We start from the raw sequence: 12504 nt of genomic DNA, 5'->3' as shown, positions 1-12504 counted from the left end.
ACCCGCGCACGAGACAGCGGGGCGACCGGGCGAGGAGGACTTTCTCCCGCCTCCTCCTGCAATCCAAGCAAGCGCTTGGTACCATTCTCTCAGACGGCCGGACGCGCCGTCCGCCGCCGAACCCCATCGGAGGCCGAGCGGGCGCGATCGAGGAGGCGAGTCCTACCATGAGCACTCACGCGACCCGGCTGCTGGAGGCAGGCGGCCGCCCGCGCGCCGGTGTGACCGGGCGCGGCACCATCGCCGACGGAGTCACCATGCACAGTGGCCTTTCGCAGGGACCGTCCGACAGGACCGGGGATCCCGCCGCGAGGAGGACCGAGGGGCCGGAGGTCGACGGCGTGAGCCCGGAGGTGGACGGCCGGAGGTTCCGCTCCGTGCTCGGCCACTTCGCCACCGGCGTGGTCGCCATCACCGCCCTCGACCCCGGCACCGGCGCGCCGTGCGGCCTGGCGGCCAACTCCTTCACCTCGGTGTCGCTGAACCCGCCGCTGGTGGCCTTCTGCGTCGCCCACACCAGTACGAGCTGGCCACGGCTGCGTGCCGCCGGGAACCTCACGGTCAACGTGCTCGCCGAGCACCAGCAGCCCGTCTGCACCGCGCTGGCCGGCCGGGGCGGCGACAAGTTCGCCGGGATCGGCTGGACCGCCTCCCCCTGCGGCAACCCGGTGATCGACGGCACCCTGGCCTGGATCGACTGCTCGATCGAGGCGGAGTACCCGGCGGGCGACCACATCATCGTCGTCGCGCGCGTCCACCGGCTCGGCGTCCAGGGGGACGGCGGACCCCTGCTGTTCTTCAGGGGCGGCTACGGCCGCTTCCATGCCTGACGTCACCGGCCCGGCCGGGACGCCGGTGCCGCGAACGGTCGCATGCGAGAAGTCCCCGCGCGGGACCGGCCCGGCTGCGGCGGTCCCGCCCGCGGGGAGGGGGACGAGCCTGCGCGAGGAGGCGCGCGCCTGGCTGGAGGAGAACCTCACCGGCGAGTTCGCGCACGCCCGCGGACTGGGCGGCCCCGGCCGCGAGCACGAGGGCCACGAGATCCGCCTGGCCTGGGAGCGCAGGCTGGGCGAGGCCGGGTGGACCTGCCTGGGCTGGCCCGGGCGGTACGGCGGCCGGGACGCCTCCCTGGCCGACCAGGTCGCCTTCCACGAGGAGTACGCCCGCGCCGACGCGCCCGCGAGGGTGGGACACATCGGTGAGGGGCTGATCGGGCCGACCATCCTCGACCACGGCACCGAGGAGCAGCGACGGCGCTTCCTGCCGCCCATCCGGCGGGGCGAGGAGCTGTGGTGCCAGGGCTACTCGGAGCCGGAGGCCGGCTCGGACCTGGCCGGCATCCGCACCCGGGCGCGTCTGGAGGGCGGCGAGTGGGTCGTCACCGGCCAGAAGGTGTGGACCTCCCTGGCCCACGTGGCCGACTGGTGCTTCCTGCTCGCCAGGACCGAGCCCGGCTCCGTCCGGCACCGGGGGCTGTCGTACCTGCTGGTCCCCATGGACCAGCCGGGGATCGAGGTACGGCCCATCCGGCAGCTGACCGGCACCGGCGAGTTCGACGAGGTCTTCCTCGACGGCGCCCGCACCGCCGCGGGCAACATCCTGGGCGCCCCCGGCGAGGGGTGGCGGATCGCGATGGCCACCCTCGGCTACGAGCGCGGCGCCTCCACCCTGGGGCAGCAGATCGGCTTCCGGCGGGAGTTCGAGCGGGTCGTGGCCACCGCCAGGCGCACCGGCACCGCCCGGGACCCGGTGCTGCGCGACCGGCTGGTGCGGTCGTGGCTGGAGCTGGAGATCATGCGGTTCAACGCGCTGCGCACCATGACCTCGCTCTCGGCCGGGGAACCGGGGCCGGAGGTGTCGATCGGCAAGCTCTACTGGTCGGAATGGCACCGGCGGCTGGGCGAGCTGGCCCAGGCCGCGCAGGGACGGGAGGGCCTGATCGCCGACGCGGCCCCGTACGAGCTCAACGCGCTGCAGCGGCTCTACCTGTTCAGCCGCGCCGACACCATCTACGCCGGGTCCAGCGAGATCCAGCGCAACATCATCGCCGAGCGCACCCTGGGCCTGCCCAAGGGGTGAGCCGGAACCGCCGAACGGAGCCCTCATGGCGACATCTCCCCCCTACCCCCGCGCCCACGGCCTGCTCGACGGGAAGGTCACGCTGGTCACCGCCGCGGCCGGGACGGGCATCGGGTACGCCACCGCCAGGCGCTGCGCCGAGGAGGGTGCCATCGTGGTCGTCTCCGACCGGCACGAGCGGCGGCTGGGCGAGGCCGCGGAGGCGCTGGCCGGGCTGACGGGGGCCGAGCCGCTCGCGGTGCCGTGCGACGTCACCTCGGAGGCGGCCGTGCAGGCCATGTTCGACGCGGTGACCGAGACGCACGGGCGGGTGGACGTGGTGGTCAACAACGCGGGCCTGGGCGGTACGGCGCGGCTCGCGGACATGACCGACGAGCAGTGGGACGCCGTCCTGGACGTGACCCTCACCGGCACGATGCGCTGCACCCGGGCGGCCCTGCGGCGGATGCTCCCCCGGGGCTCGGGAGTGATCGTCAACAACTCCTCGGTGATCGGCTGGCGGGCGCAGGAGGGACAGTCGCACTACGCCGCCGCCAAGGCCGGGGTGATGGCCCTGACCAGGTGCGCCGCGCTGGAGGCGGCCCCGCACGGCGTCCGGGTCAACGCGGTGGCCCCCTCGCTGGTGATGCACCCCTTCCTGGCGAGGGTCACCAGCGAGGAACTGCTCGCCGAGCTGACCGCCCGCGAGGCGTTCGGCCGCTCGGCCGAACCGTGGGAGGTGGCCAACGTGATCGTCTTCCTGGCCAGCGAGTACTCCACGTACATGACCGGGGAGGTCGTCTCGGTCTCCGACCGGCACCCGTGAGGGAACCGCGCGGCCCCCGTGAGAGAGCCGCCCGAGGACGACCGCCCCGTGGGACCCGTCCGTGAGGGAGCCCCGCGAGGCCGCGCGGGAGAGGACGAGCCCCCTCCTGGAGCCGTCGTCTCCCCGGAGAAGACCGCCGCCGGAGAAGGGCGCCGCCGAGGGAAACCGCCGCCGGAGAAACCGGCCGTCAGAGAAGCCCGCCGTCGGCCTTGATGTTCTGGCCGGTGAGCCAGCGGCCGTCCTCGCTCACCAGGAAGGCCACCACGTCGGCGACGTCGGCGGGAGCGCCGAGGCGGCCGAGCGGGGTCATGGCGACGAGCTGGTCCAGCATCTGCGCGGGGTTGGTGGCGTGCAGCAGCTCGGTGTCGGTGGCGCCCGGGGAGACCGTGTTGGCGGTGATGCCCCGCACGCCCAGCTCGCGGGCCGCGACGGCGGTCAGCTGCTCCAGGGCCCCCTTGCTCGCCACGTAGGAGGCGCTGCCGTGAGCGGCCCTGGCCGTGTTGACGGTGGAGATGTTGACGATGCGCCCGCCGTCGCGCATGTGCCGAGCGGCGTGGCGGATGGTCAGGAAGACGGATTTGGCGTTGACCGCCATGGCGTGGTCGTAGTGCTCCTCGGTGGTCTCCGCCAGGGGGGTCGGGGCGAGGAACGGCGAGGCGTTGTTGACCAGGATGTCGAGGCCGCCGAGAAGCTCCCCGGCGGTCTCCATCAGCCGCTCGGCGGCTCCCGGCTCGGTGAGGTCGGCCTGGACGGCGCGGGCGCTCCCGCCCGCCTCCTTGACCGTACGCTCCACGTCGGCCGCGGCCGCGGCGTCGCGCGCGTAGCTGAAGACGACGTCCACCCCGTCACGGGCCAGACGCTCCACGATCGCCCGGCCGATGCCCCGGGACCCCCCGGTGACCACGGCCGCCCTGCCCTCCGGCACCGCCATGCGGAACTCCATCTCTCACGATCCGGATCTTCCTCGCGTCCCCGACACTATGATCGGCCGGCGCGGTTGTCGATGCCCTCCCCGGACCTTTCCGGACCCGGCGCGCGGCCGTCGCGAACCGGGCCGCGCCTCCCGTCGTTGGCACGTTCCACACCCGTGAGCTCCCGGGACTGGCGAAGTCCCGTCCGCAAGGCCTACGGTGCGCACCATGAACACCGATGGGCGCTCGGCGCACATTCTCGACGTCCTGGTCACCGAGTTCGGCGACGCCATGAGGCACGATCCGGCCGCCTTCCGGCGCAAGTTCCGCAAGATGGCCGCCTCGCCCTTCGCCTTCTACCGGGGCAGCGCCAGCCTGTTCTACGCGGACATGACCGGCGCGTTCGCCGACGACGCCTTCCTCGACGGGCCGACCAGGCGGGTCTGGATCCACGGCGACCTGCACGCCGAGAACTTCGGCACCTACATGAACGCCTCGGGCGTGCTGGTCTTCAACGTCAACGACTTCGACGAGGCCTACGTCGGCCCCTACATCTGGGACCTGCGGCGCCTCGTGGCCAGCGTCGCGCTCATCGGGTACGCCAAGGCGCTGTCGGACGACGTCATCACCGGCCTGGTGACCGGCTTCGCCGCCTCCTACCTCGCCGAGCTGACCGGCATCTCGCACGGCGGGGACGACGCGATCGGCTCGCTGACCCTGGACACCACGAGCGGCGTGCTCCACCGGGTGCTGCAGCACGCCCGGCTGCACACCCGGGTGGCGCTGCTGGAGCTGGAGACCACCGTCGAGAACTTCGACCGCAGGTTCGCCGTCATGGACGGCCGCCACCCGGTGGACGCCGACACGCGCCGGGCCGTGGAGGCGGCCTTCCAGGACTACCTGACGACCCTTCCCGCGACCTCGGAGGTCGAGCACAGGATCAAGGACTTCGCGCTCCGCACGGGCGTCGGGATCGGCTCGGCCGGGCTGCCGTCGTACAACATGCTGCTGGAGGGCCACACCCAGGCGCTGGAGAACGACGTCATCCTCTACATGAAGCAGGCGCAGGTGCCCGCCGTGGCGCGGTACATCGCCGACGAGAAGGTGCACGGCCACTTCGAGCACCAGGGTCACCGCACCGCCGAGTCGCAGCGGGCCCTGCAGGCCTACGCCGACCCCTGGCTCGGCTACACCACGCTGAACGGCGTCGGCCAGCTCGTCGCCGAGGTCTCCCCCTACTCCGCCGACCTCGACTGGGGTGACGTCAACGAGCCCGACGAGCTCGCCTCGGTGATCGGCGACCTGGGCCGGGCGGTGGCCCGGATGCACTCGGTGGCCGACGACGAGTCCAGCCACGACCTGGTCGACTTCTCCACCGAGGACGCCATCGTGGCCGTGATCGGCGGCGACGCCGAGGGCTTCACCCGCACGCTCGTCGACTTCGCCCACGTCTACGGGGCGCGGGCCAGGGCCGACCACGGGCTCTTCGTTGACCTGTTCAGGAACGGCCGCCTGCCCGGCCTCTGAGGATGGTCGCCTCGGCGTGGTGGCAAGCGACGTGCGCGCCGGGCGAGGACGGCAGGACCGGCAGCGGCCGGGACGCGCACAGCTCGGCGACCCCCGCCTCGGCCGCCGCGCCCGAGGCCAGCACCTGGCAGCGCGGGTGGAAGCGGCAGCCCGGCGGGACGCGGGTCGCGTCCGGCGGCTCGCCGCCGAGCACCACCGGTGACGGCGCGTCCGGCAGGACCGACAGCAACGCCCGGGTGTAGGGGTGCGACGGCGCGGTGAGGACGTGCTCCACGGGCCCGGACTCGACGATCCTGCCCAGGTACATCACCGCGACGCGGTCGGCGATGTTCCAGGCCAGGCCGAGGTCGTGGGTGACGACCAGGGCCGACAGGCCGAGCTCGGCGCGCAGGCGCAGCAGCAGGGCGAGGATCTCGCCGCGCACCGAGGCGTCCAGCGAGGCCACCGGCTCGTCGGCGACCAGCACCCTGGGCTCCAGCGCCAGCGCCCCGGCGATGACGACGCGCTGGCGTTGCCCGCCGGACAGCTCGTGCGGGTGACGGCCGAAGAACCGTTCGGGGGGACGCAGCCCGGCCCGCGACAGGGCCGACGCGACACGCTCGCCCTCGTCGGGAAGGCGGTGGATGCGCGGCCCCTCGGCCACCGCCTCGTAGACGGTGTGCCGGGGGTTGAGCGACCCGGTGGGGTCCTGGAGCACGAGCTGCACCTCGCGCCGGTAGGCCTTCAGGGCGCGCGAGGAGTAGCGCAGCGGGCTGCCGCCGTAGCGGACCGAGCCCGAGACGGGCCGCTCCAGGCCGAGCAGGGTGCGGGCCAGCGTCGTCTTGCCGCAGCCGGACTCGCCGACCAGCGCGACGATCTCCCCCTCGGCCAGGGCGAGGTTCACCCCGTCCACCGCGCGCGCCCGGCGCCCACGCGAGACGAACTCCACGCGCAGGTCCCGCGCCTCCAGCAGGGTCACCGGGCCTCCTCGCCGACGTGCACGCACGCGGCGACGTGCGGCCGCCCCGCCCGCCCGGCCCGTCCGCCCGGCCCGCCCGGGGCGGTGTCGTCCACGGTACGACCGTCCGGGACGGCGCCGTTCCCCGTGAGGCCGCCCGGGACGCCGGTGGGGCCGCGCGCGGTCACCGGCCGGAGCTCGACCGGTTCCGACGCGCACGAGACGAGCGAGACCGGGCAGCGGGGGTGGAAGGAACACCCGGCGGGCAGGTGCGCCGGGTCGGGCGGGTCGCCGCCCAGCCCCCGGGGCGCCCTCCTGGAGGCGGGGTCGCCGACGGTGGGGAACGCCTCCGCCAGCGCCCTGCCGTAGGGGTGCGCGGCGCCGCGGAAGACCTGCCGTGCCGGACCCGACTCGACCACCCGCCCCGCGTACATGATCGCCAGCCGGTCGCACGTGGACGCCAGCACCGACAGGTCGTGGGAGATCATGATCAGGCCGATCCCGTGCCCGGCGACGAGCGAGCGGATCAGCGTCAGCACCTGCGCCTGGATCATCACGTCCAGGGCGGTGGTCGGCTCGTCGGCGACGATCAGGCGGGGCGAGCAGGCGAGCGCCATGGCGATCATCACGCGCTGGCGCTGCCCGCCGGACAGCTCGTGCGGGTGACCACGGGCCCGCCAGGCGGGCAGGCCGACCTGTTCCAGCAGCTCCGCCGCCCTGCGCCGGGCCTCGGCCGGGGTCGCCGTACCGTGCACGAGCATCGGCTCGGCGATCTGGTCCCCGATCCTGCGCACCGGGTTCAGCGCGTGCTGGGCGCCCTGGAAGACCACCGAGGCCGACGCCCACCGGACGGCGCGGAGCCGCCCCCAGTTCATGGCGAGCACGTCCTCGCCCTCCAGCAGGATCCGCCCGGACACCCGCGCGTCCCGGGGCAGGAGCCGCAGCAGGGACATGGCCAGCGTCGACTTGCCCGACCCCGACTCGCCGGCCACGCCGAGCGCCTCGCCCGCCTCCAGGGCGAGGGAGACGCCCCGCACGGCCGGCACGTCCCCGTCCGCGCCCCGGTAGGTCACCGACACGTCGTGCAGTTCGAGCAGGCCCGCCGGGCCACTCGCCGGGGCGCTCGCCGGGCCGTTCGACGCGCCTCTCGCCGCGAGTCTCTCCAGGCCGGTCATCGGGCCGCCCGCGAGGTGGCTCACCGGGTCGCCCAGGGGGTCGCTCATCGGGCCGCCCCCCGCAGCCGCGGGTTGAGCACGGTCTCCAGGGCGCGCCCGCAGAGGGTGAACGCCAGCACCACCGCGACGATGCACAGGCCCGGTGGCAGCACGTACCACCAGGCGCCGGAGGTGGCCGCCCCCCAGTCGTAGGAGCCGCGCAGCATGCCGCCCCACGAGACCTGGCCCGACCCCGCGCCCAGGAAGGCCAGGGTGGACTCGGCGACGATGGCGCTCGCCACCGTCAGCGTGGTGTTGGCCAGCACCAGCGGGGCGACGTTCGGCAGCACGTGCCGCGTCATGACGTGCCAGTGCCCGGCCCCCAGGGCCCTGGACCTCTCGATGTAGGGCCTGGCCTCGACCGCCAGCGTCTGGGCGCGGATCAGCCGTGCCGTGGAGGCCCAGGAGGTCACCCCGATCGCCAGGACGATTGTGGACACGCCGCCGCCGAGGACGGCCGCGAGCACCATGGCCAGGACCAGCGAGGGCAGCACCAGGAACCAGTCGGTGACGCGCATCAGCACGGCCCCCACCGGGCCGCGGAAGTGCCCGGCGACGACCCCGAAGACCGTGCCGATCACCATGCTGAGCAGCGCGGACATGAACCCGATGAGCAGCGAGACGCGCGAGCCCCACAGCAGCATGAGCAGGACCGAACGGCCCGACTCGTCGGTGCCGAGCGGGAATCCCGCGCTCGGGGGCGCCATCGCCTCGCCCGTGGTCGCGGTGACGTCCATCCCGGACGGGTCGGTGACCAGGGGGGTCGCCAGCGCCGCCAGGACGGCCGCCAGCAGGATCGCCGCCCCGTACAGCCCGGCCCGGTCGCGCGCGTACGCGCGGCAGAACCGGGACAGGGCGGCCCGGCGGCGGGCGCGGGCGATACGGCGCGGCGCCTGCGGGATCACGCAGACCTCACTCTCGGGTCCAGGACGTGGTACGCCACGTCGGCCAGCGTGTTCATGACGATCACCGCGACGCAGACGAGCATGAAGGTCCCCTGCATGACCGCGTAGTCGGGTCCCCTGATGGCCTCGACGAACAGCAGGCCCAGGCCGGGCCAGGAGTAGACGAACTCCACCGCGACCGCGCCGCCCACCACGAACCCGATCTGCATGAAGACCAGCGTCACCGTGGGCAGGAGCGCGTTCGGCACGGCGTGGCGGCGCCGGACGTCGTCGTCGCGCAGGCCCTTGGCGCGGGCCGTGGTCACGTAGTCCTGGCCGATCTCCTCCAGCAGCGACGACCGCATGACCAGCATGTACTGCGCGTAGACGACGGCGACCAGGGTGAGGCAGGGCAGCACCAGGTGGTGGGCGACGTGCAGCGGGTAGAGCGGCCAGCCGGGCGCGTCGACGTCCTGCATGCCCCGGGTGGGGAAGAGGCCGGGCACCGGGCCCACCCCCGCGGCCAGGACCATGAGCAGCAGCAGTCCCAGCCAGAAGGTCGGCACCGACCACAGGGTCAGCGCGGCTCCGGTGGACAGGCGGTCGAACCGGCCGCCGTGCCGCCAGGCGGCCCTGGCGCCCTGCCACATGCCCAGGGCCACCGCGACGGCCAGCCCGGTTCCCACCAGCAGCAGCGTGGGACCCACCCGCTCGCCGATCAGCTCGGCGACCGGCCGCCGGTACTCGTACGAGGTGCCCAGGTCCAGCCGCAGGGTCCGCGACGCGAAGTCGAGGAACTGCTCGCCCAGCGGCCGGTCCAGCCCCAGCCGCCTGCGGAGCAGGTCGAGCTGCTCCGGGGTGACCGGCACGTCGCGGGTGTAGGCGATCGTCGGGTCGCCGGGGATCAGGCGGAACAGGAAGAAGGTGGCGACGACCACCAGCCCGATGCTGAGCAGCGCGCCGCCGAGCTTGACCAGCGCGTAGCGGGCCAGGCCCCGGCGGGCCCCGTACGGCTCGTACGGCCCGCCCGGCTCGTCGTCCCCGGCCGGTCCTCCGGTCTCCCGCCCCCGCCCGGACAGCCGCGCCAGGGTCCGCATCGGCGTCACTCGCGGTCGTCGGCGGAGGCGCGGCGGCGCCTGGCGAGCAGGACTCCCCCGGCGGCGAGGGCCAGCGCGGCGATCGCCGCCACGGCCACGGCGGTGCCGGTGCCGGTGCCGTTCCCGCCCGTGGCGGCGGGGCGTTCCACCGCCCGCAGCGAGTAGACCGGCCAGTAGCCGCTCCCGCCGTACAGCAGGCCCCGGTCCTGCGGGATCGGGGTGATGGAGGCGATCCTGTCCCTGCGGTAGCCCTCCAGGTTGTTGGGGTAGTAGAGCGCGATGACCGGGGCCTCGGTGTAGAGGCGCCGCTGCATCTGTTTGATCAGTCCCACGCGTTCGGCCCGGTCGAGCTCGGCCAGTTGCTCCCTGTACAGCCGCTCGAACTCGTCGTCGCAGAAGAACGACTCGGTGCCGCCGCCCTGGCCGCTCGCGGTGGGCCTGCGGCTGCACAGGTGGGTGGCCAGCACCTCCTCCGGGTCCGGGTTGACCGACCAGCCGCTGATCGCGATGTCGTACAGCGCCGTGCTCCCGGTCTCCTCGGTGTACCTGTTGGCGTCGATCCTGCGGACGGTCAGCCGGATGCCGATGTCCCGGAGCCAGCCGGTCAGGTACTGGGCGATCTTCTCCTCGACGGGCTCCTCGGTGCGGACGCTGAAGCGCATCTCCAGGGCGCGCCCGCCGCCGGGCATGGTCCGGACCCCGTCGGCGCCCTTGGCGTAGCCGGCCTCGTCGAGGATGCGCCCGGCCTCGGCCGGGTCGAAGGTGACGGCGTCGTCGCCCTCGGCCCGCCAGAAGAACTCCCGGTACATCGGCGGGACGATCGAACCGTCCGCCGGTACGGCCAGCCCGTTCTGCACCTGCTGGACGAGGGTCCTCTTGTCGATCGCGTGGTGGATGGCCCGGCGCACCCTGGCGTCCCTCAGCGCGGGGTGCCCGTCGCCGATCGGCTCGCCGTCGGAGGTCGCGGCGCCGGGGTTGAGCTGCAGGTAGGTGGCGCGGCGGCCCGGGGTGTTCCACTGCACGATCTCGGGGTGGCCGGAGACGGCCTGGAACTGCGGGGGCGCCAGCCTGCCGATCCAGTCGATGTCGCCCTTCCTGAGGCCGGCGATCGCCGCCTCGGCGTTCTCGTAGAAGACGACGTGCAGCTCGTCGATCGCGGGGGCGCCGCGCCAGTACGCCGGGTTGGCCCGCAGTTTCACGTACGCGTTCTTCCGGTGCTCGACGGGGATGTAGGGGCCGTTGCCCACGGCCGGGTAGGTCTCGTTCTCGAACGCGGCGATGTCGCCGACGCCCTCCCAGACGTGCCTGGGCATGATCGGGACCGGCAGCTCCAGCATGGAGGCCTGCGGTTTCTTCGTCCTGATGACCAGGGTCCGGTCGTCGGCCGCCGTGACGGCGGCGAAGTTCTCCACGGCGGGGCCGTTCGCCGTCTTGGCCGCGTCGTCCGTCATGATCTTGTTGAGGGTCCACGCGGCGTCCTGGGCGGTGACGGGCCGGCCGTCCGACCAGGTGGCGCCGGCGCGCATGGTGAAGGTCCAGGTCAGTCTGTCCGCCGAGGTCTTCCACGACTCGGCCAGGTCGGGGCCGGGGGCGAGGGTCTTGGGGTCGGGCGTGGTGAGCTGGCCGTAGGTCCAGCGGTGGATCGCCGTGGAGATCAGCCTGACCGCCAGGAACGGGTTCATCGAGTCCACGCTCTGGGTGGCGCCCATCCGGACGACCCTCCTGGCCGGAGCCGAGGAGGGGGCAGAGACGTGCGCGGGGGCAGAGACGTGCGCGGAGGCCGAGGTGTGCGCGGAGGCCGAGACGTGCGCGGGGGCGGCGTACGCGGGGGCGGCGTACGCGGGGACGGAGGTGTGCGCGGAGGCCGAGGCGCGCGCGGAGGCCTGCGCCTGGACCGGCGGGAGGATCGAGATCGTCAGTGCCAGGCCCAGTGCCGCCGTGCGCGCGCCCGTTCCGGCCATGATGTGCCTCACCTCCGCGTCACCGAACCCTGACATACGAAGTCACACCATCCGAACAGCTCCTGTCAATGAGCCTTGGAAGATTGTTTCATCCTCTTTTTATTCTGCGGCTTTATTTTTCAGGACGTTTCTCGCGTAGCGGCACGAAAGGCAGGAAAGTCCGCTCCCGCCAAGGCCGCACCGCCCGGCGGGCGAGGAACCGACCGGTCGGTATGGACGGGGTCGCGGGGCGTGCGGCATGCTACCGAACATGACTCTGTTCTCGGTGGAAGGCAAGACCGTCGTCGTCACCGGCGGCTCCCGGGGGATCGGCCGGATGATCGCGGCCGGATTCGTCGACGCGGGGGCCACGGTGTACATCTCCTCGCGCAAGGCGGCCGAGGTCGAGAAGACCGCCGCCGAGCTGGGGTGCGTCGCCGTACCGGCCGACCTGTCCACCGACGAGGGGGTGTCGGCGCTGTTCGAGGCGGTCTCCGCGCGCGAGTCCCGCCTGGACGTGCTGGTCAACAACGCCGGGGCGACCTGGGGGGCGCCGCTGGAGGAGTACCCCGGGCAGGCGTTCGACAAGCTCTGGGGGATCAACGTCAAGGGCGTGTTCTACCTGACCCAGCGCTTCCTGCCGCTGCTGCGCGCCGCCGCGAGCCCGAAGGACCCGGCCAGAGTGATCAACATCGGTTCGGTGGACGGCATCCGGGTGCCCTCGATGGAGAACTACGCCTACTCGGCCGCCAAGGCCGCCGTGCACATGCTCACCCGGCACCTGTCCCAGCGCCTCGCCAAGGAGTCGATCACGGTCAACGCGATCGCCCCGGGGCCGTTCGAGTCGAAGATGATGGCGTTCGCCCTCAAGGACCCGGAGATGCGCGCGGCCGTGGCGTCCCACGTCCCGCTGGGCAGGATCGGCAGCCCCGACGACATGGCGGGCACCGCGATCTTCCTGTCCTCGCGGGCGGGCGCCTACCTCACCGGCACCGTGATCCCGGTGGACGGCGGCATCTCCGGCCACGCGTAGGCCACACCCGGGCGGGCGTCCCGGGGTGCCCCCGGACACCGGTGGCCGGCGGACCGGGGCCGGTCGCGGACGAGAAC

11 protein-coding genes are annotated in these 12504 nt (G+C 73.5%); 5 read left to right on the top strand and 6 right to left on the bottom strand.

The features are described from left to right. The first annotated feature begins 167 nt into the window (after positions 1 to 167). The 3 genes from AB0G16_RS14460 to AB0G16_RS14450 are packed head-to-tail and all read left to right on the top strand — an operon-like array spanning position 168 to position 2884. Complete coding sequence (locus AB0G16_RS14460) at positions 168 to 830, top strand: flavin reductase family protein (protein ID WP_362804103.1); 663 nt, start codon at positions 168 to 170, stop codon at positions 828 to 830. After that, positions 823 to 2079, top strand: a complete 1257-nt coding sequence (locus AB0G16_RS14455; RefSeq protein WP_362804100.1) for an acyl-CoA dehydrogenase family protein — start codon at positions 823 to 825, stop codon at positions 2077 to 2079. The genes AB0G16_RS14460 and AB0G16_RS14455 overlap by 8 nt, the downstream gene beginning before the upstream one ends. A 25-nt stretch (positions 2080 to 2104) precedes the next feature. Further along, a complete protein-coding gene (locus AB0G16_RS14450) occupies positions 2105 to 2884 on the top strand; it encodes an SDR family oxidoreductase (RefSeq protein ID WP_362804096.1) in 780 nt (259 codons plus the stop codon). A gap of 187 nt (positions 2885 to 3071) precedes the next feature. Here the strand turns inward: AB0G16_RS14450 and AB0G16_RS14445 are convergent, their stop codons facing one another. Further along, the gene (locus tag AB0G16_RS14445; RefSeq protein WP_362804093.1) at positions 3072 to 3815 is read right to left on the bottom strand and encodes an SDR family oxidoreductase; all 744 of its coding nucleotides are present in this window, start codon (positions 3813 to 3815) and stop codon (positions 3072 to 3074) included. A 208-nt stretch (positions 3816 to 4023) separates the two neighbouring features. Between AB0G16_RS14445 and AB0G16_RS14440 the strand changes: the two genes are divergently transcribed. After that, the gene (locus tag AB0G16_RS14440; protein WP_362804090.1) at positions 4024 to 5322 is read left to right on the top strand and encodes a DUF2252 domain-containing protein; all 1299 of its coding nucleotides are present in this window, start codon (positions 4024 to 4026) and stop codon (positions 5320 to 5322) included. Here AB0G16_RS14440 and AB0G16_RS14435 read toward each other — a convergent pair. Genes AB0G16_RS14435 through AB0G16_RS14415 form a run of 5 tightly spaced genes read right to left on the bottom strand, consistent with a single transcriptional unit; the run spans position 5294 to position 11451 of the window. Further along, positions 5294 to 6280 carry an ABC transporter ATP-binding protein gene (locus tag AB0G16_RS14435; protein ID WP_362804087.1) on the bottom strand — a complete coding sequence of 329 codons (987 nt, stop codon included), beginning with the start codon at positions 6278 to 6280 and terminating at the stop codon, positions 5294 to 5296. The two genes, AB0G16_RS14440 and AB0G16_RS14435, sit on opposite strands and share 29 nt — an antisense overlap. Next, on the bottom strand, positions 6277 to 7482 hold the full coding sequence (locus AB0G16_RS14430; protein WP_362804084.1) for an ABC transporter ATP-binding protein: 1206 nt from the start codon (positions 7480 to 7482) through the stop codon (positions 6277 to 6279). The genes AB0G16_RS14435 and AB0G16_RS14430 overlap by 4 nt, the downstream gene beginning before the upstream one ends. Then, positions 7479 to 8378 carry an ABC transporter permease gene (locus AB0G16_RS14425; protein WP_362804081.1) on the bottom strand — a complete coding sequence of 300 codons (900 nt, stop codon included), beginning with the start codon at positions 8376 to 8378 and terminating at the stop codon, positions 7479 to 7481. The genes AB0G16_RS14430 and AB0G16_RS14425 overlap by 4 nt, the downstream gene beginning before the upstream one ends. Then, complete coding sequence (locus tag AB0G16_RS14420) at positions 8375 to 9454, bottom strand: ABC transporter permease (protein ID WP_362804078.1); 1080 nt, start codon at positions 9452 to 9454, stop codon at positions 8375 to 8377. The genes AB0G16_RS14425 and AB0G16_RS14420 overlap by 4 nt, the downstream gene beginning before the upstream one ends. Positions 9455 to 9459: 5 nt before the next feature. Continuing rightward, positions 9460 to 11451, bottom strand: coding sequence for an ABC transporter substrate-binding protein (locus tag AB0G16_RS14415; RefSeq protein ID WP_362804075.1), 1992 nt, complete (start codon positions 11449 to 11451; stop codon positions 9460 to 9462). A 214-nt stretch (positions 11452 to 11665) separates the two neighbouring features. Here AB0G16_RS14415 and AB0G16_RS14410 point away from each other — a divergent pair, with 214 nt between their 5' ends. Next, positions 11666 to 12427 carry an SDR family oxidoreductase gene (locus tag AB0G16_RS14410; protein ID WP_362804073.1) on the top strand — a complete coding sequence of 254 codons (762 nt, stop codon included), beginning with the start codon at positions 11666 to 11668 and terminating at the stop codon, positions 12425 to 12427. The last annotated feature ends 77 nt before the right edge of the window (positions 12428 to 12504 follow it).

This window comes from Streptosporangium sp. NPDC023615, from assembly GCF_040640155.1.
Taxonomy (GTDB): domain Bacteria; phylum Actinomycetota; class Actinomycetes; order Streptosporangiales; family Streptosporangiaceae; genus Streptosporangium.
This window is presented reverse-complemented; position numbering and strand designations above follow the sequence as displayed.